Annotated in this window: 20 protein-coding genes, 1 tRNA gene and 1 pseudogene; 11 read left to right on the forward strand and 11 right to left on the reverse strand. The window is 42.1% G+C overall.

Annotation, left to right across the window (positions count from 1 at the left end):
- Position 1: 1 nt before the first annotated feature.
- The 5 genes and pseudogenes from ACKGJO_RS11305 to ACKGJO_RS11325 form a co-directional block, all read right to left on the reverse strand.
- The gene (locus ACKGJO_RS11305) at positions 2-2,401 is read right to left on the reverse strand and encodes a glycoside hydrolase family 2 protein (protein WP_411323549.1); all 2,400 of its coding nucleotides are present in this window, start codon (positions 2,399-2,401) and stop codon (positions 2-4) included.
- 296 nt (positions 2,402-2,697) lie between these two features.
- Positions 2,698-3,582: a LacI family DNA-binding transcriptional regulator gene (locus tag ACKGJO_RS11310; RefSeq protein ID WP_411324085.1), complete on the reverse strand. Its 885-nt coding sequence runs from the start codon at positions 3,580-3,582 to the stop codon at positions 2,698-2,700.
- Positions 3,577-3,720, reverse strand: a pseudogene (locus ACKGJO_RS11315) (LacI family DNA-binding transcriptional regulator); the annotation flags it as partial. The gene ACKGJO_RS11310 and the pseudogene ACKGJO_RS11315, both read right to left, overlap by 6 nt.
- Before the next feature lie 74 nt (positions 3,721-3,794).
- The gene (locus ACKGJO_RS11320; RefSeq protein WP_411323550.1) at positions 3,795-4,946 is read right to left on the reverse strand and encodes a 6-bladed beta-propeller; all 1,152 of its coding nucleotides are present in this window, start codon (positions 4,944-4,946) and stop codon (positions 3,795-3,797) included.
- A 107-nt stretch (positions 4,947-5,053) separates the two neighbouring features.
- A tRNA-Val gene (locus tag ACKGJO_RS11325) sits at positions 5,054-5,128 on the reverse strand.
- A 171-nt stretch (positions 5,129-5,299) separates the two neighbouring features.
- On the opposite strand from ACKGJO_RS11325, the gene ACKGJO_RS11330 reads away from it, so the two are divergent.
- From ACKGJO_RS11330 to ribB, 7 genes are all read left to right on the forward strand, one after another.
- Positions 5,300-6,604 carry an acetyl-CoA C-acyltransferase gene (locus tag ACKGJO_RS11330; RefSeq protein ID WP_411323551.1) on the forward strand — a complete coding sequence of 435 codons (1,305 nt, stop codon included), beginning with the start codon at positions 5,300-5,302 and terminating at the stop codon, positions 6,602-6,604.
- Between the two features lie 78 nt (positions 6,605-6,682).
- Positions 6,683-8,797: a fatty acid oxidation complex subunit alpha FadJ gene (gene fadJ / locus ACKGJO_RS11335; protein ID WP_411323552.1), complete on the forward strand. Its 2,115-nt coding sequence runs from the start codon at positions 6,683-6,685 to the stop codon at positions 8,795-8,797.
- A 151-nt stretch (positions 8,798-8,948) separates the two neighbouring features.
- Positions 8,949-10,169 carry an LVIVD repeat-containing protein gene (locus ACKGJO_RS11340; protein WP_411323553.1) on the forward strand — a complete coding sequence of 407 codons (1,221 nt, stop codon included), beginning with the start codon at positions 8,949-8,951 and terminating at the stop codon, positions 10,167-10,169.
- 301 nt (positions 10,170-10,470) lie between these two features.
- Positions 10,471-12,096 (forward strand): BCCT family transporter, encoded by a 1,626-nt coding sequence (locus ACKGJO_RS11345; RefSeq protein WP_411323554.1) that lies wholly within the window; start codon positions 10,471-10,473, stop codon positions 12,094-12,096.
- 10 nt (positions 12,097-12,106) lie between these two features.
- The gene (locus ACKGJO_RS11350) at positions 12,107-13,018 is read left to right on the forward strand and encodes a universal stress protein (protein ID WP_411323555.1); all 912 of its coding nucleotides are present in this window, start codon (positions 12,107-12,109) and stop codon (positions 13,016-13,018) included.
- Between the two features lie 132 nt (positions 13,019-13,150).
- Positions 13,151-13,468: a preprotein translocase subunit YajC gene (gene yajC / locus ACKGJO_RS11355; RefSeq protein ID WP_411323556.1), complete on the forward strand. Its 318-nt coding sequence runs from the start codon at positions 13,151-13,153 to the stop codon at positions 13,466-13,468.
- Positions 13,469-13,540: 72 nt separating this feature from the next.
- The gene (gene ribB, locus ACKGJO_RS11360) at positions 13,541-14,719 is read left to right on the forward strand and encodes a 3,4-dihydroxy-2-butanone-4-phosphate synthase (protein ID WP_411323557.1); all 1,179 of its coding nucleotides are present in this window, start codon (positions 13,541-13,543) and stop codon (positions 14,717-14,719) included.
- A 45-nt stretch (positions 14,720-14,764) separates the two neighbouring features.
- Here the strand turns inward: ribB and ACKGJO_RS11365 are convergent, their stop codons facing one another.
- The 3 genes from ACKGJO_RS11365 to ileS are packed head-to-tail and all read right to left on the reverse strand — an operon-like array spanning position 14,765 to position 18,945.
- Positions 14,765-15,364 (reverse strand): signal peptidase II, encoded by a 600-nt coding sequence (locus ACKGJO_RS11365; RefSeq protein WP_411323558.1) that lies wholly within the window; start codon positions 15,362-15,364, stop codon positions 14,765-14,767.
- 10 nt (positions 15,365-15,374) lie between these two features.
- A complete protein-coding gene (locus tag ACKGJO_RS11370) occupies positions 15,375-15,776 on the reverse strand; it encodes a TraR/DksA family transcriptional regulator (RefSeq protein ID WP_411323559.1) in 402 nt (133 codons plus the stop codon).
- 10 nt (positions 15,777-15,786) lie between these two features.
- On the reverse strand, positions 15,787-18,945 hold the full coding sequence (gene ileS, locus ACKGJO_RS11375) for an isoleucine--tRNA ligase (protein WP_411323560.1): 3,159 nt from the start codon (positions 18,943-18,945) through the stop codon (positions 15,787-15,789).
- Between the two features lie 190 nt (positions 18,946-19,135).
- Here ileS and ACKGJO_RS11380 point away from each other — a divergent pair, with 190 nt between their 5' ends.
- The 4 genes from ACKGJO_RS11380 (at position 19,136) to ACKGJO_RS11395 (ending at position 21,782) form a co-directional block, all read left to right on the forward strand.
- A complete protein-coding gene (locus ACKGJO_RS11380) occupies positions 19,136-19,636 on the forward strand; it encodes a low molecular weight protein-tyrosine-phosphatase (protein ID WP_411323561.1) in 501 nt (166 codons plus the stop codon).
- 2 nt (positions 19,637-19,638) lie between these two features.
- Entirely contained in the window at positions 19,639-20,493 is an 855-nt protein-coding gene (locus tag ACKGJO_RS11385) for a fructosamine kinase family protein (RefSeq protein WP_411323562.1), read from the forward strand.
- Positions 20,486-21,229 carry a helical backbone metal receptor gene (locus ACKGJO_RS11390; RefSeq protein WP_411323563.1) on the forward strand — a complete coding sequence of 248 codons (744 nt, stop codon included), beginning with the start codon at positions 20,486-20,488 and terminating at the stop codon, positions 21,227-21,229. The genes ACKGJO_RS11385 and ACKGJO_RS11390 overlap by 8 nt, the downstream gene beginning before the upstream one ends.
- A 154-nt stretch (positions 21,230-21,383) precedes the next feature.
- Positions 21,384-21,782 carry a response regulator gene (locus tag ACKGJO_RS11395; RefSeq protein WP_411323564.1) on the forward strand — a complete coding sequence of 133 codons (399 nt, stop codon included), beginning with the start codon at positions 21,384-21,386 and terminating at the stop codon, positions 21,780-21,782.
- Positions 21,783-21,876: 94 nt separating this feature from the next.
- On the opposite strand, the gene ACKGJO_RS11400 is transcribed toward ACKGJO_RS11395, so the two are convergent.
- Genes ACKGJO_RS11400 through ACKGJO_RS11410 form a run of 3 tightly spaced genes read right to left on the reverse strand, consistent with a single transcriptional unit; the run spans position 21,877 to position 25,060 of the window.
- The gene (locus ACKGJO_RS11400; RefSeq protein ID WP_411323565.1) at positions 21,877-22,896 is read right to left on the reverse strand and encodes a YhdH/YhfP family quinone oxidoreductase; all 1,020 of its coding nucleotides are present in this window, start codon (positions 22,894-22,896) and stop codon (positions 21,877-21,879) included.
- A complete protein-coding gene (locus ACKGJO_RS11405) occupies positions 22,872-24,239 on the reverse strand; it encodes an aldehyde dehydrogenase (RefSeq protein WP_411323566.1) in 1,368 nt (455 codons plus the stop codon). The genes ACKGJO_RS11400 and ACKGJO_RS11405 overlap by 25 nt, the downstream gene beginning before the upstream one ends.
- Complete coding sequence (locus ACKGJO_RS11410; RefSeq protein ID WP_411323567.1) at positions 24,236-25,060, reverse strand: SDR family oxidoreductase; 825 nt, start codon at positions 25,058-25,060, stop codon at positions 24,236-24,238. Before ACKGJO_RS11410 ends, ACKGJO_RS11405 begins: the two co-directional genes overlap by 4 nt.
- Positions 25,061-25,095: the final 35 nt, after the last annotated feature.

A 25,095-nucleotide genomic window follows, 5' to 3' on the forward strand; every position in this document is an offset into this window, starting at 1 on the left:
TCTAGTTTATAGTTAATGTGATCGAACCGGCTTCCAATCCATTTGCAGTTGCTGTGATGGTTACATTGCCCGGATCCTTCCCTGCACGATAGAGTATCGCAGCAATGCCGGCTTCAGCAGTAATAGGATTATGCCCAATCAGCTCGCCCTCACCTTTCAATTCAAATGTGATCTCTTGATCAGCCTCCCAAATGGTCCTGCCGTTTTCATCTACAACGGATGCATACACAAAAACCACATCGTTATGTCCACTTTGGATCTGTTTTCCACTCAAATCTGCACTTAAAGAAAGAGATACTGGATCTTCCGGGGTAATGCGCTCATGCTCAGCCACCGGCTTTCCATCTATGTAGGCTACTGCTTTGAGGGTACCTGCCTCAAAATCCAGATAGCCGAAGGTAAATGGAGGATGATCCAATTCAGTTGAAACACGATCTGTATCGGGCTTTTGTCGGGCAATTTCTTCATCATTCAGGAACAAAGCTACTTCCTCAGCATTGCTGTACACCTTAACATCAGTGAAATCAGGATCAGACCAGTAATTGGCAATATACACCATCGGGCCATAGAATTCGGGGTCTATTTCCTCTAACTCAAGAGAGGCCTGGCTCGCATAAAAATAGTTAGTAAATTTCGGGATGCGGAAGATATCTCTGATTCCTGAAGATTCAATGTCCGGGGCATAACCGCGGTTGTAGTCAAACATCACCCAGTTGGCATCACCTAATGAAGGTCCTTTCAGGTTTGAGTTGTGCGCCTCCTGAAAATTAAGAGCCTGTTGTGCGAGCCTGCGCTGACCGTCCCCCCGAAGCTGACGTGAGGTTCGTTCATCTTCCTGCAGATCCTCAAAGGCATCCTGATTGAATCCGGCATTTTGGGCATAATATTCCCAATCACCGTATTCAGCTATAAACAGTGGTTTATCTTTGTCGTAATCGCTCCAATAGGCAGGTGGGCGGGCATGCTGCCGCGCCGGGATAAAGATATCATAAGCATGGTCCATCCAACCACTTGTATAATTATCTGCGAACGGCAACTCTGCTTTCACCGCAGCATGAGCCTGTTCCATAAATTCTTCCGGCATATCCGATTCGTTAAGAGAGGCTTCCCAGAAAATAATACTTGGGTGATTGCGATCTCTCCTAACCATTTTTCGAACATCATTCAGGGCACGTTCTGCAAACAATCCATCTTCATAGTATTGCCAACCCGGAATAGCATCCATAAATAATAAGCCCAATTCATCGGCTGCTTTCAGGAATGCGGGATCCGGTGGATAGTGTGCAATGCGGATAAAATTAAAACCTGCTTCCTTGATCTTGTACGCATCGCGATATTGAGCCTCATTAGAAAGGGCATAACCGATATACGGATAATCCTGATGACGATTCGTGCCTCTTAAATACAATCGCTCTCCATTCAATACAAATTGATTATCCTCATCGAAGCCAAATGTCCTGATACCGATGCGCTCTTGCTCACTGTCAACCAGTTTACCACCGTCATAGAGCTGTACCGTAAGAGTGTAGAGATATGGAGAGGCAGGGGACCAAAGATTTGGATCCTGAACCAATAATTTCTCAGTTTGAAGAGAGTTTGAACCGGATTCAACCTGCACCTCAGCTTCTGAGTACACCACTGTATTACCCCCGGCATCCTGCAGGATATATATAAGGCGAGCTTCAGTTGGCTCAGCTCTTAAATTTTCTACATCGGTTTGAACAGAAACTGTGGCCACTCCCTCTGAAACGTCTTCGAAAGATACCAATAATCCACCGGCAGCCACCCTGTCAACTTCAACAGCATCTGGTATTCTCAGCTGATCCTCCACTACAAGATATACATCCCGGTAGATGCCACCATAATAATTGAAATCCAGCATCTCAATGGCTTTACCGGGCGGAATGGTTGAATTATCCTCATTATTCAATTTAACCAACAGGGAATTTTCTTCCCCAATATTAACGTGATCAGAGATATCCACCACAAAAGGCAGATAACCGCCGGCATTGTATCCAACCTTTTTACCATTCAGATAGATATCAGCTTCATGCATAGCTCCCTCAAACTTCAGGGTGATGTGCTTACCCTTAAGCTCCGGATCAACTGTAAAGAATTTCCTATAGAAACTATCGCCCTGCCACTGCTGATCTTCAATAACCAACGGTTCAATGTTGGCTGTATGCGGCAACCGAACCGATTCCCATTCAAGCTGATCCGAACCGGGATCAAACAATTCATCTGTAATGGTCGTATCCATATCCTTAACGAACTCCCATTCTGTGTTGAAATCAAAATGAGTCTCCACGGTTTCAATTTCCGATGGCGCACATCCAGTGAAATTCACTGCCAGCAATAACAGCAAGGCACTAAGTAACGGATATCTGAAAAGATTCTTCATAATTATAATAGCTTATTTACTGAATTTGGTCATTTCCATAATTGTAACTCATATAAACGAATCCAGTATGAGTATTCTCTTCAAAATCAGAAAACGTGTTATTTTGATCCATCACTTCGGACCCTTTATACAATTATTGTTGGTTTCACTATTCTTATGTTAACGTTAACATATCTAATATACTATGCCTTAATGAAGAGTCAAAGTATTAACGACGGGTAGAGAAACAAACCGGGCCAGGGGTTCCAAGCCAGGTATCAAATGATCATAATATCCTGCCGATTGGTGGCTAGGTTTCAATGGCTTCCACAAGATGAACGGATCTTTAATTGCGTAAGAACTTCAATTGTCTCATTCGACTCATTTTCATTGTCAATGATACTCAATAGTTTTTTTGCAGCCTCTTTTCCCACCTCATATGCCGGCTGATGCACCGTTGTTAAGGGGACAGGGAGTAGTTTTGCTCTGATATCATCAGAAAAGCCAACGATGGCAATATCTTCCGGTATAATCAATCCTTTTTCTTTGATCGCTTCGATGGCACCAAAAGCTGCCGGGTCATTGATGGCAAACACCGCCCTTGGCCGGTTGCCTTCCGGGAGATCCAGTATCTTATTCATAGCCTCGTACCCGCCTTCTTCCTGAAGTCCGGATTCGACCACCCACTCGTCCAAAACCTCAAGCTTATTTTCTTCCATAGCCTCTTTAAATCCCTGAAGTCTCCTGCGCCCGATAGACAACCCTTGTGCTCCTTTTAAATGCGCGATCTTTGTGTAGCCGTGATCGATCAGGTGCTGGGTTATCTTTTTTGCTGCTGCCTTATCATCTACCCCCACACAGCTAAAGCCTAAATCAACGATACACCTGTCAAAGAACACAACAGGCATTCCGCTGGAACGGAGCTCTTCAAAGTAACTGAGGTCTTTGGTGTACTGTGAACAGGAGATCATGATACCATCAACCCGTTTTGAGCGAAGTGTTTCTATGGCGGCTTTTTCCCGCTCCGTATCCTCAGCCGAATGTGTAAGGATCAACTGATAATTCTTCTGATAGGTTACTTCTTCAATCCCGCGAATAACTTCCGGGAAAAAAGAGTGGGAGATCTCCGGAACTACAACACCTATCGTAAATGATTTATTGGAAACCAGGCTTTTTGCCAGATAATTGGGAGTATAACCCATGCTTCTAGCTTTCTCCAAAACTTTCTTACGGGTTTCTTCATCAACGTTCTTTTTGTTGTTGATGACCCGAGAAACAGTCATAGCAGATATCCCAAGTGCTTCTGCAATTTGTTTAAGCGTGACGTTAGAACTCAACCTGTAATTCCTAAGATATTCTTATCAAATATTCATTGAATGATAAACGATCTGTTTTTCAGACTCGCACAATTTAACTAAAATTTCAGGGTATATCTCTTTACCTCATCCGATAACCGGCTTGCATTAAAGGATTTGATATATACCGTTTCACCTCTTATTGCCTCTATCTTCTTCTTTCTGGAAAGTTCAAATGTAGCTAAAGGCTGCCCACTTGGAGCAATAATGAACCACCTATAGATATCCGGATCTGAAACAATGGAGGCGGCCCATAAACGGTCTTGATCGTCCATCAAAATATGGGAAAGTGCGGGCCATGTATCAGGAAGTGAAGCTCTTCGTATGGCTCTGCGGCGAAAAGTGTCTGTGTACATTTCAAGAACCTCAGAACGGATCAGATCATGTTTTTCAAAAGGGTAGTACCGTGATTCGATTTCCTCACTTTTACTATCCATAAGGATGATCAGAAAATGATCGGTGTCTATTTTTAAGATTCTGCCTTGTGTATCTGTTCTGATCAATACCTCAGGCTCATACGGGAGCATCATAATAAGCGGAGGGTCGACGGTACGGTCTACATGAAGATTTCGATTACTCACAGAAAACAACTGATTTGACAGGATCTGTCCGTTTTCATCTATCTTATAATATATCAACCGGCGGTCTTCCGTACTCCTAACCACCTGAAATCCAACCAGGTAATTTTCATCTGCAGTCACTTCAAGCATAACTGGTTTTGCGGATCTCAGTGAATCAATGCCAAACTGACTGATGGCATTATCAAGTTCTGTCACCGACCTTAGTTCCCGATCAGAAAGCTTGTACTTATAAACTCTATGTAACGAATTATCGAATGTGAAGAGGTGATCACCCTGCACCTTCATAAACACCGGATTCCTGTAATCCCCGGGGTCACTCCCAAGCCCGCCCAGGCTTTCAATATGATCGCCGGTTCTGTCAAAAACCTCGATCTTCTTGTTGTAGCTGTTAACCACAAAAACAAACCCCTGATCATCAGCAGCCACGGCCCCAATATCATTGACCGTGCCATAGGAACCGATGCTGAAAGACTTATTTAGGCTCAATTCAGCTTCTTTTATTTCAGATAGGTCAAACGTTCTTGCATCCTGAAAATCCGCAGTGTCTGCTTTTTTTGAGTTTCCACACGCTGCAAACAGAAAGAGGACTGAAAAAAGTATTAAAACAAAAACCAGTGAGCGATTCATCATATACAGTAAGCTAACTAATTTGTCCGAAAACTTGTTCTGTTTTTACCTAATAGCAGTGGAGCGGCTATAAACAAAAAAAGCTTCTCATCTTTGAGAAGCTTTCTGTGTGGGCGATGAGGGACTCGAACCCCCGACCCCCTCGGTGTAAACGAGGTGCTCTAAACCAACTGAGCTAATCGCCCGACTTGCTTGAAGGGCGACAAATATAAGAACATTTCAAACACAGACAAAGAAAAATAACACTACATCTTGATTTATTGGTTAACACTGTTAACTTATACAACTGTGTTTGTCCGGAATCAGACGATCAGACAAGTACATAAATTTAAGCATTCTGCTAAATCCTGAATTTTATGAGCAACACGAATAACAACACCTTTAATGCTGTCATTGTGGATGGTTGCCGCATTCCCTTTCAACGATCCGGTACAAATTATAATGATATGATGGCTTACGACCTCGGGCGAATGGCAATCAATGGATTAATGGCACGAAACCCGGTAGATCCAAAAGATATAGACAGGGTGATCATGGGCACGGTGATTCAGGAAGTAAAGACAAGTAACGTAGCCCGGGAAAGTGCCCTGGGAGCCGGAATACCTAATTCCGTGCCTGCATTCACTACAACCATGGCGTGTATCTCATCCAACCAGGCCATTGCCAGTGGAGTGGATCTCATACGAACCGGTCAGTCAAAAATCATTCTGGCAAGCGGAACAGAGACCATGTCTGACATTCCGGTTCGCTTCAGAAAGAAATTTCGCCAAAAAGTACTAGCCGCAAGGAAGTACAAAAAACCAACGGATTACCTGAAGTTTTTTAAGGGATTGAGATTCAAGGATCTTCTTCCGGAATTGCCGGCCATCGCTGAATTTTCCACCGGTGAGGTGATGGGTGAAAGCGCAGACCGGATGTCGGCCCGATTTGGGATTTCACGCCATGATCAGGATGAATACGCTATGCGATCCCATCACCTGGCTGCCAAAGCGACTGACGATGGATTGCTTGATGAGGAACTCATCCCGGCCAAACTGCCGCCTGAATTTGAGGTAGTAGAACATGATAACGGGTTTCGGGCAGACACGTCGATTGAAAAACTTTCAAAACTCCGCCCGGCCTTCATTAAACCACATGGTACCGTAACAGCAGGTAATTCTTCCTTTTTTACTGATGGGGCCTCAGCCTGCTACATCATGGAGGAGCAAACCGCACTTGACCTTGGTTTAAAACCAAAAGCCTACCTGCGTGAATACAATTTCGTATCTCAGGACCCCGGTGAGGAGCTTTTATTGGGGCCGGCTTATGCGATCCCAAAAGTTCTGGACGCTATGAAGCTCGAACTGAGTGATATGGATGTGATCGAATTGCACGAAGCTTTTGCCGGACAGGTTCTATCCGTTCTTGCCGCCCTGGATTCAGACTCATTCGCAAAAGAAAACCTGAGCCGCGATAAAAAAGTGGGCAAGATCGATATGGATAAACTCAATACGCTGGGCGGCTCACTTTCTTTAGGACACCCTTTTGGAGCTACTGGCGTACGACTTGTCACCACCGCTGCCAATCGTTTGCTCAGAGAAGATGGTAAATACGCCCTCGTTTCTGCATGTGCCGCAGGAGGACAAGGGCATGCTATTGTGTTGGAACGGTATTCGAATTAATTAAAAAATTTCCACCCAAAGGTAGAGACGCGATGCATCGCGTGTCTACCTTTGGGTTCATATTCAATCACACATACCATGAGCTACCTAAACATCACCCAAAAAGACAACGTCGCCATCATCACCCTTGATCTACCCGGGGAGAAGGTGAATAAACTCAATGAAACCTTGATGGATGAGTTCTCATCTTTTCTGGACACACTTGAATCTGATAACGAACTAATAGGAGCTGTTCTGATTTCCGGTAAAAAGGATAATTTTATCGCCGGGGCAGATATTGATATGTTTCAGACTCGTGATTCTGCAGAAGAAATTGAACAGCTCAGCAAGGATGGTCATAAGATCCTGAACCGAATATCTGATTTCAAAAAACCTATAGCAGTAGCCGTGCATGGCAGCTGCATGGGTGGAGGACTTGAGCTTTCACTTGCTTGCCAATACCGGGTTTGCTCTGACAGTTCAAAAACTGTTTTTTCACTCCCGGAAGTGAAACTTGGCTTGTTGCCCGGAACCGGTGGAACCCAAAGACTGCCACGACTCATAGGTATTCAAAAGGCTTTGACCTATATGCTGCAGGGGAAAAACATCTATACCCGTCAGGCCAGGAAAATGGGATTGATGGACGAAGTTACTCACAAAGATGCCATTGAAACAGCAGCCATCAAAGGCGTTCACAAGATCGCCAACGGAAAATTTACCAGAAAAGATAAACGGTCCTTTGTGGAGAGGCTACTTGAAGGAAACCCTATTGGCCGCAAGATAATATTCTCTCAAGCCCGCAAAAAGACAGCCGCCGAGACGAAAGGGAATTACCCGGCACCGCCTAAGATCATCGATGCTGTTGAATATGGCTATAAGCATGGCTTGAAAAAAGGACTGGAAAATGAAACCGTTCTGTTTGGCGAATTGGGAGCTACTCAGGAATCACGTAACCTTGTTAATTTATTTTTCGGCATGAATGCCTCCAAAAAAGTGCCTAATCCTGATCTGGTGAAGCCGGTAAGAAAGCTTGCTGTGCTTGGAGCAGGATTGATGGGGTCAGGGATAGCAGACGTAAGCATAAGCAAGGGTGACTATGAGGTTCTGTTGAAGGATCAGTCAGTTGATAAAGCAGCTGAAGGAGAGAAGTCGATCTGGGAATCCCTGAATGAAAAAGCTCAGAAGAAGATCATCTCAGAATTCGAGCGGGACAGGATCGCAAGTAAAGTTACCGGTGTTGATTCTTACGATGGGTTTGCTGGCGTAGACCTTGTTATTGAAGCCGTTTTTGAAGATCTGGAACTGAAACAAAATATCGTTCAACAGGTGGAATCAGCTACCGCAGACAATTGCATATTTGCATCCAATACATCTTCATTGCCTATTTCTGAAATTGCCGAAGGGGCAAATAGGCCGGAAAATATCATTGGAATGCACTATTTCTCACCGGTTCAGAAAATGCCACTGCTTGAAATCATTACCACTGAAAAAACAGCTGAATGGGTTACACAAACCGCTTTTAAAGTCGGTGTTGAACAAGGAAAGAATGTGATAGTGGTTAAAGATGGCCCCGGTTTCTACACTACCCGAATTCTTGCTCCGTATATGAATGAAGCCCTTAAGCTATTAGATGAGGGGGCCTCTATCGAATTCCTCGACAAGATCATGAAAGACTGGGGATTCCCGGTTGGACCCATGGCTCTCTTTGATGAAGTAGGCATTGATGTGGGAGCACATGTCGCTGAAACCATGTCAGAGATGTTTGCCGAGCGCGGTATTGATACCGCCAACAGAGCTCAGGAATTACTGGATGCCGGTTATAAAGGCCGAAAAAACAAACGGGGAATGTACAAATACTCATCAGGTAAGAAGAAGGAAGTCAACACAGAGATCTACGAACATTTTGGCGGAAAAAAGCGTGAAGACCCCGACAAAGAAACCGCCCAAATGCGTATGGCACTGACCATGATCAACGAAGCTGTATGGTGTCTGGAGGAAGGGATTCTGAAATCTGCTGAAGATGGAGACCTTGGAGCTATCTTGGGATTAGGCTTTCCGCCATTTCTCGGTGGCCCGTTCCGTTATATTGATCAAACCGGAATAGAGAAGGTTTTAGATAAACTGAAAAAATATGCCGAAAAATTTGGCCCAAGATTTAAACCAACCCCACTGATGGAAAAGATGGCCAAAAACGGCAAAAAGTTTCACCAATAAAAACCCCACAAACACTAAAGCTTGTCATCCACATTTATGGTTTCAATATTTATAACTCACTCTTAAAAAATTCTATAAACATATTAGCGCGTATATCTTTAAATTATGTGTAGTATAAATCTAAGTTTTCAGCTTTAAGGGGTTAATAGTTATGGTAAATGTAAAAGGTTTACTTATTGTATTGTTAGTGGCATTCACATTTAGTGCCTGTGACATCTTATCTAACAGTGACGGAAATAATTTTAAGGTCGATGTCAACAATAATATTGAGTCACTGAATGAAAGAATTCAGATCATCAATCAACCAATCGTTTTGGATTCATCGCGATCCAAAGCTTCTATTAACTCTTCCAGTATAGAACTAAGACTTGTCGCCAATGTTAATTCACCCGAATTAAACGGGGACACCCTGAGTGCAACAAGTATTGATATTCGCGCCAATAAGATCTACATCTCTTACCACCTTTATAAAGACGCCTATGGTGGAGCCGTAGATATCATTGATATTCCTAATCAGGATGAGCCGAATCCAACTTTTGTTTCGCAAATCACTATAGCTGATACCGACATAAATGACATCAACGTCGAAGAAAATAATAAACTTCTTTGGATCACAGGTGGGCGTGATGTATCAAGTTCCGCATATTCCACGGATGGTCATAATGGAGCAATTATCGGCGAATTTACCATCGACAACAATGAGATTTTAGGAAATAGTTATCGAGAAACGCCTTTGCCTAGTTACTCAGGTAATGATATAGTGGATGCTCCCGGCAATAATTATCTTTATGTAGCTACCGGTGCTACAGGAGGAGGATTCTACCAATTAAGTAAAAGCAAACCCGATTTTAACATACTTAATCGAAAGGACACAGACTTTGCAAAAAGTATTGTTAAAAGAGGCAGTGATATAGTTGGTTTGAATCTTACCGATGACCATAATGCTAATTTCATGGTTATGGATTCGGGTCTCGACAATGCAACAAATTACACCACACCATTTAAAGTACATCCGGTGGATGGAAAAAACGTACTTGAACACCCTGAAAATATCACTTACGTAGCCCTCGGTAATCAAGGAGTAAAAGGGTTTAAATTCAATTCAGAAAGCGATCCAGATTATGAGTTTAACCCAAAAGGCACCGATGCATCTAATGGTGTTACAGTCAGTGGTAAACATGTATTCATTGCTAATGGTACTGACGGTCTTTTTATTACTGATAAAGCTAAAAGTCCTAATAAAGAGCCTGTGAAAATTTATCAATGGAAAAGAGACAACGGTTCAGCTAACTTTGTTAAAACAAGAGGCAATTTAGTTGTGCTTGCAAATGGTAAAGATGGTGTTAACATTTTAAAAATAGTGCGAGAATAAAAGCGTTATTTATTTGCATGAAGGCTTCGAAGTTCATTCTTCGAAGCCTTTATTTTTATATATCAGTTTAGTTTCAACTCACTAATAAACAATTCTGCATAAATTTGATAGTGACCCTTAATTTATGTAGCCTTCAGGCCTTAGATATGGGGATTTAGCAACTCCTAAGTTCACATTGAATTGTATTTAGCGATTTCTTGTAATTATAAGAAGTCAGTAGGCACTACAAGATAATGCTGCTTTTTGAATAAGTAGTGTCATTTATTCCTGAAGCCAATTTTAACAATTTAAAAAATCAATAATGGCCATTCGAGGAGAAGAAGAACCTAAAGGTAAACGCACAGGTATTAAAAAATACTTTGATATACATAAACCGGTTTTCTGGCCGGCAATTATCTTAATTACAGCCATGATCGCTTCTACACTTTTACTTGGCGATCAGGCAGAAGAGCTTTTTAATAACATACAAAATGCGATCACAGACAATGGCGGCTGGTTCTTTGTAATCGTTGTGAATGTGTTTATCGTATTCTCATTATTTATTGCCTTTAGCCGGTTTGGAAATATCAAACTCGGAGGAGATAAAGCTGAAACCGACTTTAGCACCATGGCTTGGTTTGCCATGTTATTCAGTGCCGGGATGGGAATTGGTATCATGTTTTGGAGTGTGGCTGAACCTATCTTTCATTATCTCTCACCACCAATGGCTGAGGGTGGAACATCGGAAGCTGCTCAGCAAGCTATGAATCTTACCTATCTCCACTGGGGTTTTCATGCCTGGGCCATTTATGCGGTCGTAGGTCTCTCACTTGGTTTCTTTGCTTTCAACAGAGGATTACCGCTTTCCTTCCGCTCGGTCTTTTATCCGTTGATCGGTGACCGGATCAAAGGATGGATGGGAGACGTCATCGATACCCTTGCCGTTTTAGCTACTTTATTTGGACTTGCTACTTCACTTGGCTTAGGAGTATTGCAGGTGAGTGCCGGGCTCGAACACGTTTTTGGATTTCCTGATAATATCTACCTACAGGTAGGTATCATTATAGCCATTACCGGTGTTGCAACGGGTTCTGTGGTCTTAGGTATTGATAAAGGAGTACGCGTTTTAAGTGAGTTGAACATTCGAATTGCAGCCCTTTTTCTCGTATTCGTGATCTTCGTCGGGCCTACCATCTTCATTTTTGATTCTTTCATTCAAAATTTTGGTGGTTATGTAAGTTCCGTAGCTACTTTTAGTTTCTGGACGGAATCCTATTCCGGTACTAATTGGCAGTCATCATGGACCATCTTCTATTGGGCCTGGTGGATATCGTGGTCACCTTATGTAGGTATGTTTATTGCAAGAATATCAAAAGGGCGAACAGTCAAGGAGTTTGTGCTTGGCGTATTGATCGTACCAAGCATCATAACCTTCCTTTGGATGTCAGCTTTCGGGGGATCCGCGATCAACCTTGAGATGTCAGGCATTGGCACTATCGGTGATGCGGTTAACGAAAATGTAGCAACTGCTTTATTTGTATTTCTTGAGCAATTCCCTCTCGAAATGGTTACATCCATCATTGCCATAGTCCTGATCCTGAGTTTCTTCGTAACATCTTCAGACTCAGGCTCATTAGTAATTGATGGACTAACCAGTGGCGGTAAACTGGATGCCCCGGTAGGTCAACGAATTTTTTGGGCTCAGACAGAGGGATTAGTTGCAGCTATTTTATTGGTTGGCGGAGGATTAACTGCCTTGCAAACGGCCTCTATCAGTACGGGACTTCCATTTGCCCTTATCCTGCTCGTAATGTGTTACAGTTTACATCAGGGTCTGAAACGGGAATACCGCGAGAATCAGCAACGTATTAAGGATATAGATCGTGAATCCTACAAAGAGCTTGTTGAAGATGCCATCAAGAATCAACAAAAAGACAAAGAGGAATAAGGTGATTAATATGAAGAAATTAGACCATTGGTTCATTTGCTTAGATCTATCAAAGATGGACGATATCCTGGTTGGATATGCAAAATTTTTGACTTCAGTCATGAAGCCTAAAACGATCTCATTTCTACACGTTATAGAATCCGGTGCTGTTGCCGATGAAATGGTCGATCTTTTTCCCGATCTGAAAAACAAAGATGATTTTGAGGACGTGATCAGAGCAGAGCTAAACAAAAAAATAGATAAGGAATTTGATGATGGCGACGTTGAAACGCGACTGATCCTTAAAAAGGGTCGCCCTACAGATCAGATCATTGATATGATGAAGACCATGGATCCTGACCTGCTTATGATGGGCAAGAAGACCGGATATGTAGGTGAAGGTGTCATTGCCCGCCGGATCGTGAAGTATGTTCCGGCTACCATATTGTTTGTACCTGAAAACAGCCGTTACGCCATAGATACAATATTGGCACCTGTTGATTTCTCGGAACAGTCTGCCAATGCTGTATCATTTGCAAGAGACCTTGTCCAAAAAAATGAGGGAAAAGTCCGCGCTCAGCATATATTCAAGTACCCTTCACATTTCTTTCCCTATATGCCATCGGATGAGGAAAAGAAGAAGATCAAAAAACATGTAGAGGATCAAAAAGCTGACTTTATCGATGAATTTGATATTCCTGACAATGTAAACTTCACACTTACACTGCATAAAGAAGGGAGGATCGCCGATGAGGTCTATGATGAGGCTGTCCGTAATCAGGCAGACCTGATTATAGTTGGTGCCAAATCAACCAAAAAGATTACCAGTATTTTACGGGATGATTTCACCGATAAAATGACTTACTATTCTTTTGGGATACCATTACTTATTCTTAAGAATAAAGAACGACATCAGAAATTTTTGAAGTCACTTTTTGATTGAGGAGAGTAAATTATGAAGTGTGTTCTATTTTCTTTAATAACCTCAGAATAGACTGACGTTTAAAAATCGTCATTATCCTTAGAATATCGTATCTTCACACCGGAAAATTCAAACTTACAATAAATTCAATTTATGCAGTTTCTACCTTTATTTTTGATGGGTCAACCCGGTGATGAAAGTGCCGGTATACTTAACCTGGTATTCCTTGGTGCCATATTTCTCGTTTTCTATTTCTTTATCATCCGTCCGCAAAGCAAGCGACAAAAAGAGATCCAGAAAATGGTTGATGAAATGAAAAAGGGTGACAAAATTGTTACTTCATCTGGCATCATCGGTATTCTGGACAAGATCGAAGAAAATGAAGTTTTGGTTGATGTTGACAGCGGAACCAAGATCCGCATGCTTAAATCTGCCATTACCGATGTGAACCCTAATAAAAAGGATAAATAATCGAATGGCTCTTAACAAAAGAGCCTTTTTGTTGCTATCCCTTAGCCCTCTTTAAGTATTATATCATTCGCTATGAGTCAGGAGTTCACATTTAACACAATTCCAGAAGCTATTGAAGACATTAAAAATGGCAAGATCGTCATTGTTGTCGATGATGAGGACCGGGAGAATGAGGGTGATTTTCTCATGGCTGCCGAAATGGTGACCAACGATGCCATTAATTTAATGGTAACTCATGGTCGTGGATTAGTCTGTGCTCCCATAACTAAAGAAAAAGCGGATAAGCTTAAACTTCAGCACATGGTTCAGGAAGGAGCAGATCCTGATGAAGCTAACTTCACAATTTCCATTGACCACAAACGGCTCACAACCACCGGGATTTCTGCCGCTGACAGGGCAAATACCATTCGTGAACTGGCAAGCGATGATTCGAAACCGGTTGATTTCAGGCGTCCGGGTCATGTATTCCCTCTGCTTGCTGTAGAAGGCGGAGTACTTCGTCGCGCTGGACATACCGAGGCTGCCATTGACCTCGCTCGTCTTGCAGGAATGAAGCCCGTAGGGATCATTTGTGAGATCATGAAGGAAGACGGGGAGATGGCTCGCGTTCCTGAACTCATTAGAATGGCCAAAGAGTTTGAAATGAAGATCATTACCATCAAGGATCTCATTGCTTACCGTAATGAAAATGAGACCCTGGTTCATGAGGTAATGGATGTAAATCTACCTACTATGTATGGAGATTTCAGTCTTCGTGCTTTCAAAGAGAAGCTAACGGGCGATATTCACCTTGCCCTTACTAAAGGAACCTGGAGCAAGGAAGAACCGGTACTGACACGCGTTCACTCTTCTGACCTGATCGGTGATATTTTCGGCGCACGAAATAAAGACACCAGTGAACAGCTTCATCAGGCGATGCTGCAGGTAGAACGAGAGGGTCAAGGTGTGGTACTTTATATGAATCGTAATCAGCGCGGCTCTGTACTTGTCAACCAGCTTAAAACATTGAAAGCTCTTCAAAAAGGAAGGCTGGAAAGTAACGAAGAGGACATCTCTCCAAGAGGTGACGCGAGAGATTACGGAGTGGGAGCTCAAATACTTCGTTCATTGGGTATTCGCAAATTGCGCCTGATGACAAATAACCCGGTTAAGAGAATTGGTATCAACAGTTTCGGATTGGAGATCGTGGATCAGGTACCAATCAGTCCTGATTTTGATTTTTTATCTCATCAAAAGCATACCGAAGAGTAACTAGTATAGATCTGGAAAATTAACAGGCCTGAATAACCTATCTTTTTACTTATCTCCTGAAATTTCCTGACTTAAGTGTGCACCTTCCAAGCCTGTATCAGTTTCGAATCCTGATTCATCTCTTTCCCCGTCATTATTAATAAGAAATCGTTTATTGAAAAGTATCAGAAGGATTATTGAAGCTGATATAGCTATGTCTGCTACATTAAAGATATAAGGAAAGACCGTCCAGTCTCCTATCTGAAGTGAGAAATAGATAAAATCGACCACGTGCCCATCAAGCACTCCACCATAATCCATGATGATCGCCATAAACAAACGGTCGGCAATATTTCCAAACGCCCCCCCGATTATCAAACCCATACAGATCAGGTAACCTATACCGGCTTGCTCAATATTTTTTAAGATGTAAATAAGAATTCCTGTTACGGCAAGAATAGCCACAATGCTGACTACCGGTGTCGACAAAAAGTCGATACCCAAAGCCATCCCGGGATTCTTTGTAAAGTAGAATTGCAACCAGCCATCGATCAGTACTTTATTCTGAAGTTCCGGTGAGGTTCTGACCAGCCATTTTGTAAACTGATCGATCCCCAGCACGAGAATGGCCGGCACAATAAGGGCGGTTAATTTTTTTCGGTTCAAACCGGCTCGCTTATCTGCGTTTTAATTTAGCGTCGATGCTTAACTGAGTATGAGGAACCGCCTCAAGTCGTCCTTTTGAGATCTTCTTACCGGTTACCTTACACACTCCATAGGTTTTATTATCGATCCTGTTCAGGGCATCATCCAGATATTTGATGAATTTCTTAGTTCGATTGAAAAGCATATAGGTCTTTTCACGTTCCTGTGCATCCGTACCGGCGTCAGCCATGTGGTAAGAATAGGCGGATTCATCCGAAGCATTTTCCATGCTTTCGCGTAGTGTACGCTGCAAAGCATTCAATTCTTCTTCTGCATCTTCCATTTTCTTGATGATGATTTCGCGAAAATATTCCAGCTCTTCGTCGCTGTATGGAGATACTCTTTCGTCTTTCTTTGATTCGTTTGTAGCCATAGCCGCGTTATTATGAATTAATATTTCTTCGGATGGAGATGGTGCACTCTTCCCCTCCAATTTCCCAGGTTTTAGTAAAATCTGAGATGTCCAATTCTTTGATCTGAAGTTCTTCAGCTAATGTTTCCTTCTTAATATAATCACTCATGGAAACAACAGCCTCCTTAATCGTATCAGATCCTGTAAATCCAATAGCGATCCGGTCGGTCACCTCAAAGTTAGCTTCTTTACGCATGTTTTGTACGCGATTCACAAACTCCCTGGCAATACCTTCCTGAATAAGTTCTTCACTCAGAGCTGTATCAACAGCTACACTGAGTCCTTTTTCGGTTTCAACTGTCCAGCCTTCTAATCCCGTTCGGATGATCTCAAGCCCTTCAGAGTCAATTCGAATGGTCTCATCATCGATCTCAAGATCGATCCAGCCATTTTTCTCAAACTCAGTGATCTCTTCTGTGGTCAACTGATTTACCTTGGCTGCCACAGCTTTCATTTTAGGACCCAAGCGTTTACCCAACACAGGGTAATTCGGCTTAGCTGATTTTTCCACAATTCCGGAATCATCATCTACAAATTGAATGTCTTTCACATTCACCTCTTCCAGAATGATATCCCGTACTGATTCAATTGCCTGTCGCTCACTTTCATCTTTGATCGGCAATATAATACGACCAAGTGGCTGTCGCACGTTCATATCGATCTGATTCCGAACGCGTAATACAATATAGGAAATGAGCCTGGCCATCTCCATCTTATGCTCAAGAGCCTTGTTGATAGCTGTTTCTTCCACCGTTGGGAAGAACGACAGATGAACGGATTCCTCGTCATGTCCTGTCACTTCATTCAGTTTCTGATAGAGCCACTCACCAACAAAAGGTGCTACTGGGCTGATCAATTTACTGAGGTTCAATAAACATTCATAAAGAGTTTGATAGGCCGCTGTTTTATCAAGCGTATTGCCTTCTTTCCAAAAACGGCGCCGGTTTCTGCGAACGTACCAGTTACTTAGCTCTTCCACAAAACTCTCAAGTTCACGAGCTGCTTTAGTAGGTTCATAATCCTCAAGATGTTCCTCTACCAGCTTAACAGTCGTATTAAGTCGGGAAATGATCCATTTATCAATTTCAGGCCGGTCAGCATTGGGGATAGCTGTTCCTGAAAAAGTGAATCCATCTATGTTGGCGTACATCGCAAAGAACGAGTAGGTATTTACTATGGTGTTAAAAAATTTACGCTGAACTTCTTTCAATCCATCATGACTGAATTTGAGGTTTTCCCATGGCGACGAATTACTCATCATATACCAGCGCACGGTGTCAGCTCCGTACTCCTGAATAACCTCAAACGGGTCAACAGAATTACCTTTAGACTTACTCATCTTTTCGCCGTTCTCATCCAGAACCAATCCGTTTGAGACTACATTTTTATACGCCTCTTCATTGAACAACATGGTTCCCAGTGCATGCAGCGTGTAGAACCAACCACGGGTTTGATCTACTCCCTCAGCTATAAAGTCGGCAGGGTAATTAACTTGAAAATCGTGGTCGTTGTCAAAGGGATAATGCCATTGAGCAAACGGCATGGAACCGGAATCGAACCAGACGTCAAGCAGGTCCGGAATTCTGCGCATGGTACCACCATCCGGAGCTTCCCATGTAATATCATCGATATAAGGGCGATGCAGATCAATGTCAGCATCTTCATCTAAACCGGCTTTTTCTTTCAGTTTCGCGATGCTTCCGATACACTCAACATACTCAGGATCTTTATCACTGACCCAGATCGGAAGGGGTGTTCCCCAATATCTTTGGCGTGAAACGGCCCAGTCTACGTTATTTTCTAGCCAGGTTCCAAAACGACCGGTTCCTGTACTTTCAGGTTTCCAGTTGATCTTTTTGTTCAACTCAACCATGCGGTCTTTCAGCTTGGTGGTCTCAATGAACCAGGATTCTACAGGATATGACATTAACGGTGTCCCCTTTCTCCAGTCAAAAGGATAGTTGTGAACCATGGTTTCGTGCTTATACATCAATCCCTTGTCCTTAATAGCACGGGCAATATCCTTATCAGCCTCTTTAAACCACTCTCCTTCAAAATCAGGAGCCTGCTCCGTAAACTTACCGTCCCTGTCAATTGGATTGAACATCGGAATATTGGCTTTCTGGCAGGACTCGTAGTCATCGGCACCAAAAGCAGGAGCTGTATGAACCACACCTGTCCCGTCTTCCGTAGTTACATAATCGGCAGGTATCACCCTCCAGGCTTCATGCTTTTCATATTGTTTCGACGCGAAATCGAAAACCGGCTGATAGGTCTTACCAATTAAAGCGGTTCCTTTGAACTCATCTTTAATTATATAATCTTCTCCAAGAACCTCATCCACACAAGCTTTAGCCATGATGAATGTTTCATCAAAATGCCCAACCTTAACATAATCCAGGGAAGGATTAACGGCTAAGGCCATATTGGAAACGATGGTCCATGGAGTGGTTGTCCATGCCAGAAAATAGGTGTCCTCTGCCTCATCAGACTTAAACTTCACAAAAATAGACGGATCCTGAGTTTCTTTATAGCCCAGGCTTACCTCATGAGAAGACAGTACAGTCCCGCTTCCCGGTGAGTACCACTGAATCTTGTAACCTTTATATACCAGACCTTTCTTATATAGTTTGTTAAAAGCCCACCAAACGGATTCAATGTAATTATTCTCAAAGGTTACATACGGTTCATCCTGATCCACCCAGTACCCCATTCTGGATGTTAGGTCATCCCAAAGATCTTTGTACTTAAGTACACTCTTACGGCACTCAGCATTGTATTTATCGATGCCGAATTCTTCGACCTGAGCTCTTCCCTCAAGTCCCAATGCTTTTTCAACTTCGATCTCAACTGGCAGACCATGGGTATCCCATCCGGCTTTTCGTTCAACACGAAAACCTTTAAGCGTCTTATATCGGCAGAACATATCCTTTACAGTTCTTGCCATAACGTGGTGTATACCCGGTTTCCCGTTCGCGGTAGGCGGTCCTTCATAGAAAGTAAAGGGTATACCGTCCTCGCGTGTCTCAACACTTTTTTTAAAGATCCTGTGTTCCTTCCACCAATTCAGAATTTCGACTTCTGATTTAGGAAAGCTTAATTGTTTAACTTCTTTGAATTTTTTTGCCATAAAAAACTTAGTTCAGGCGAATCGTTTTTAAGCCTCAAATATACAAAATATGATTGAAAAGCTTGTATTTACTTCCGTGAAAAATATTCGGAACTCATCGTGTAGTAGATTCCCTTATTTAATATGACTGCTTATTTTATAACCCTTAACTTTTGAGCACTAATCATTCAATAACCTATTTTGATAAATAATGAAACCTATTACCAAAAAAGACCCTTTTAAACTTGTGTTCGTTTGTCTTGGCAATATATGTAGAAGTCCCACCGCAGAAGGTATTTTTCTGCACAAAGTAAAAGAAAAAGGGTTGGATAATTATTTTTACATCGACTCAGCTGGCACTGCGGCGTACCATGTCGGCGAGTCAGCTAACAGTAAAAGTCAGGCGACTGCTAACAAACGGGGGATTCACTTGCCTTCAAAGGCACGTAAATTTGAGTACGCTGATCTTGAAGAATTCGATCTAATTCTTGCTATGGATTCTGAAAACTACAAAAACATTCTCGACCTTGATACCAAAGACAAATACGGGCATAAGGTAAAAATGATGCGTGAATTTGATCCCAAAGCAGACATGAAAGATGTACCCGATCCTTATTATGGCGGTATTGATGGGTTTGAAAATGTTTTTGATGTGCTTGAAAGGAGTACAGAAGATTTACTAAATGAATTTATAGTATATATAGAAGACTGATCATGCTACCTGAATCCATATCTCATAAGATTAATGATCATTTTGATACTGATATCTCAGTTATCAAATCTGTGCATGGTGGAGATATCAATCAGGCTGCTCAGTTATTTTTACAAAATGGTGAAAACATTTTCATAAAATGGAATCAAAATGCCGATCCAACCATGTTCTCAAAGGAAGCTAAGGGCCTTAAACTTCTTTCCCAGGCTGGATCAGGCTTACGTATACCTGATACTCTCGCTTCCGGCGAAGATTTTTTGGTTTTGGAGTGGATTGAGAATGGAGCCAAAAACGAAACTTCCTCTTATAATTTTGGCCGCCAACTTGCTCTTATGCATAAGAGCAGTGCTGATTCTTTTGGCCTCGATCACGATAATTTTATTGGAAGACTTCCTCAATCCAATGCCAAACATTCCAATTGGTCTGACTTTTTTGCCATTGAGCGCATAGAACCTCAGATCCAAATGGCTATTGAAGAAGGCAAGATCGAGCGCTCACTCTTCAGAACGATCCAAAACCTGTACGGTAAGTTCGGTCATATTTTCCCTCAGGAAAAACCGGCTCTATTGCACGGTGACCTATGGAGTGGTAATTATATGTTCGACAGTAATGGCGATGCCTCTATTTTTGACCCTGCTGTTTATTACGGTCACCGAGAGATGGATATCAGCATGACGCGTCTTTTTGGAGGATTTTCTAATGATTTCTATGAGGGCTATAATGAGGAGTATCCTTTAGAAGAAGGGTTTGAGGGCAGAGTAAAACTATATAATCTTTATCCTATACTCGTTCATACTAACCTGTTTGGTGGCAGTTACACCCGTCAGGCAGAACAGATCATCCATCATTATGCCTGAACTACCATATAAAAGAATCATTTCTCTTGTTCCTAGCCTAACTGAACTGCTTATCGACATGGGTCTCGAAAAGCAACTCATAGGACGAACCCGGTTTTGCATTCACCCTGAAAATATTGTTCAAGCGATAGAGATCATTGGCGGGACCAAGAATCCCAATGTCGATAAAATAATCGGCCTAAAACCGGACCTTATCATATCAAATAAAGAAGAGAATAGAGAAGAAGATGTCCGAGCTTTGGAATCACAGGCGGAGATCATGGTTACTAATGTAAGCACGATCGAAGATTCTTTAGTTGAGATCAGTAGGATAGGCAGTAGAACAGGACGTTCTGAACTAGCCCGGAAGATCACGACCCAAATATCTTCGATACTGAATCATCGCCCCAAACCAAGACGCGTAAACACTGCTTACTTTATATGGAAAGATCCGTGGATGTCAGTTGGGCACGATACCTACATTAATGATGTAATGGATAAGTATGGACTGACCAATGTTTTCAGTGATCAAGCAAGATATCCCACTACAGATCTTCAGGAACTCTCCGCATTATCCCCTGAACTAATATTACTCAGCAGTGAACCTTATCCCTTCAAAGAAAAGCACATCAAAGAGATCAAAGAACATTGCCCGGATTCTATAATAGAACTAGTAAACGGGGAGTGGTTCAGCTGGTATGGTTCCAGAATGATCCCATCCCTTAAGGCCCTTAATAAGTGGAGAGCCAATCTCTAAGGTTCAGCCTAGACAGATTTAATTTCAGAGGCCTTCCCTATGATATTTAATTACTTAAACCAAGTTCCATATTGGATATTTTATATACGCGTTGCTTTTATTAAAAACTTCTAATATATTAATATTAGAAAATTTTAATACTAGTGGCTTACTTATGGGACCATTTAAAAAGGTAATGATCGTAGAGGATGATCCGCTGTTATCAGTAGTGGAACAGAAGATGGTTGAGCGTCTTGGATATGATGTTATCGGCAAAGCAGCAAGCGGAGAAGAGACCTTGGAAAAAATTCAGGAACTTAATCCTGAGATTTTACTTATAGATATACAATTGGCCGGTCAACTGGATGGCATTCAAACTGTTAAAATGATGCGGGAAAAATTCATGGATATTCCGGTTATATTTTTGTCCGGAGATCGTTCCCCTTCAGTTCTCAAAAATGCCAAGAGTACGAATTATGTAGATTTCCTTCTCAAGCCGGTTACAGTTCAGGAATTATCGGTCCCATTAAACAAAGCCTCAGAATTAGCGAACGTTGCACAAAGTGCAGCTTAAAAGAACTTCTTTTTAAATACCCATAACTCTCACAAATCAGTTTGATCGCTGGTTTGTGGCTATCCAAGCCCGCTGTTAGCTCAGCGGGCTTTTTTTAATCGTGAATCACGAGAACCCTTCCAACCTGTCCACCCTTAAGAATTCTTTCAATCTCTTGCTGCAGTCCTTTTAAGTGAACCGTTGTAATAAATCGGTTTGGCAGTTTGGAAACATCGACCCTGGAAATCTCATCCCAGATCTTCAACCGCATTGGCATTTTACAGATCGCAGAATCTATACCAAGTAAGCTGACACCGCGCAGTATAAAAGGATAGATATTTGTATTCAGTTCATGGCCTAGGATATTTCCACAACAGGCTACAGCTCCATCATGATTGGTTTGCCTGATCACAGCATCCAACATGGATCCACCCACGGTTTCAATAGCGCCACTCCATTTTCTACTCAGCATCAAACTATGGCTAACATTCGTCACCTGTTCTCTGTTTATGACTTCTTTGGCTCCTATTAATTTCAGAAAAGGCTCCTCATTCAACTTACCTGTAGCTGCTACTACTTCATACCCTAGTTCGGCAAGAAACAGAATAGACAATGACCCAACACCTCCTGTTGCCCCTGTAACCAAAACCTTTCCACTGTCGGGCTCTATCAACTCACGCTGAAGCCTTTTTACGCCATACATAGCTGTAAAACCGGCCGTGCCGTAAAACATTGCTGTTTCAAGCGTAAGACCTTCCGGCAGCTTAACCACCCAATCTGCCGGCACCGAAATATACTCCCCAAAACCACCTGAAGTATTAGATCCCAGATCCCGACCGGTAACAATTACTTTGTCACCTTCTTTAAAAGTACCTGATTTGTCTTCTTTCACAATACCGGAAGCATCAATTCCCGGAATATGCGGATAAGTTCTCGTTACCCCTTTATTGCCGCTGGCTGAAAGAGCATCTTTGTAGTTCAGTGAGGAATATTTGACTCTGATCAGTACATCATGCTTTGGCAAAAATGAAAACGGAACTTGCCTGACATCTGAGCTAAAATCCCCTTCTTCAGTTTCCTTTACATAAAATGCTTTGAATGTATCTGTACTCATTTCAGGATTCTTTTTATCCATTTAAGTTTTCCTTTATAGGGTGCATAACGAAACGGGATATCAAGCCATGTTGGTTTTCGCATAATGCTCTTAGTATGTGAAAATGTATCAAAACTAGACTTACCATGGTAAACACCCATTCCGCTATTCCCGACCCCTCCAAATGGAAGGTGTCGGTTACCAAGATAAGATACTACATCATTTACAGCACCTCCTCCAAAAGAGCACTCTTTAAGCACCAGCCTTTCGGTAGTGCTATTTTCAGTGAACAAATAAAGAGCTAATGGTTTTGGTTTGGAGTTCACTATGTGCATGGCATCGGCAATGCTGTCAAATACTATAACCGGCAAAATGGGACCAAAGATCTCTTCCTCCATAACCGCTGCATCCTTTTCGATATCAGTAACAATTGTTGGTTCAAGGTAACACTCTTCTTCTTTGTATCTGCCTCCGTAGTACACCTTAACATCCTCAAGATATGAGCGCAATCGCTGAAAATGATCTTGATTTATGATCCGTGCATAGTCCGGACTTAACTTCGGATTTACCCCATAAAATTCGCTAATTGACTTTTTGAGTTCTTTCAAGAGCTCATCTTTTACACTGCTGTGGACGAGAAGATAATCCGGAGCCACACAAGTTTGTCCCGCATTAATAAATTTACCCCATGCGATCCTTTTGCCAGCTGTTTTAATTTTAGCGGTACCATCTACAATACATGGACTTTTACCGCCAAGCTCCAATGTTACAGGTGTAAGATGCTTCGAAGCTGCTTCCATAACTATTTTACCAACCCGGGTACTTCCAGTAAAAAAAATATAATCAAAATCCTGGGCAAGCAGGTCCTGATTGACTTCAACTCCACCCTCAATAACTGCCACAAATTCTTCCTTATACCAGGCATCTGCAATATTTTTAAGAACAGCAGAAGTGTTAGGTGATAATTCTGATGGTTTGATAACAACCGTGTTTCCGGCAGCTATGGCCCCAACCATGGGTAACAATGCAAGCTGAATAGGGTAATTCCACGGGGCTATAATGAGTACAGCTCCATAGGGTTCCGCCACAGTAAAATTAGACGAAGGAAAGTTGATAAGCGTACCTCGCACCCTGTTTGGCTTAACCCATTTCCTTAATTTTTTTATAGCGTATGAGATCTCATCATGAAGAATGCCGATCTCAGTAGCATAAGCCTCTAACTCCGGCTTCTTGAAATCTTTATAAACAGCTGATATAAGCTCACCCTCGTGCTCTGTCAGTATCTTTTTTAATGTTTCCAGCTGATGGATCCTGAATGCAACCGGTTTGGTTGCTCCTGACCTGAAGTAAGTTCGTTGTTTCTCAAGTAGTCCTTTTGCACTCATAACTTATCAGATCCTCTTCCTTTAAATGTATCCATAGATTGATACACACCAAATATTTTTCCTGCAACAAAATTGTATGCCTTTGCCGGCAATATACCTTTAATAAAAGGAGTCAGCTTTACCATGAATGGCTCCCTGAGCCTGTCTTTATCTCTCTCAACAGCATTCAGTATCTTATCTGTGACCCTGTCTGGATCAAGTAAAGGGGTAAGGAATGGGGTTGTGACGCCTTCAAACATGCCCGTATTGATATAACTTGGCATCACCGTTAAGACTTTTATAGGATGTCCATTCTTCTCCATCTCCAGATTCAAAGATTCTGACCATCCTACTGCTGCCCACTTACTGCCTGCATAAACCGTCATACCCGGATTCGGAGTTAATCCGGCTGCGGATGCAATGTTTATAATATGTCCAAAATTATTCTCGATCATAGCCGACAAAAAAGCCCTTGCCATATACATTAATCCCAAACTGTTAACATCTATGGTTTTTTTGATGCTTTCCATGGAATGCTCGCTAAACTGCTTACCGGCCACGATTCCGGCATTATTAAACAATATATCCACTCGCCCATGTTCTTCCAGTGTTTTTTCAGCAGCTTTCAGAACGCCCTTATGATCACTAACATCTATCAGTTCAGTAGATACTGAGTATCCTTCTGATCCCAGCTCTTCTGAAACCTTATCAAGGCCTTCAGAATTAACGTCCCAAATTATTAATTTTTCAGCACCTCGGCGGAGAACCTTTTTTCCCATCAACAATCCTATTCCACTGGCACCACCGGTTATTAATACTATTTTATTTTCAAAAGAGGACATATAAAAATCTTATATTTAAAATTGGAAAATAAAGA

The sequence above is a fragment of the Gracilimonas qinghaiensis genome, from assembly GCF_046602855.1.
Lineage (GTDB): Bacteria > Bacteroidota > Rhodothermia > Balneolales > Balneolaceae > Gracilimonas.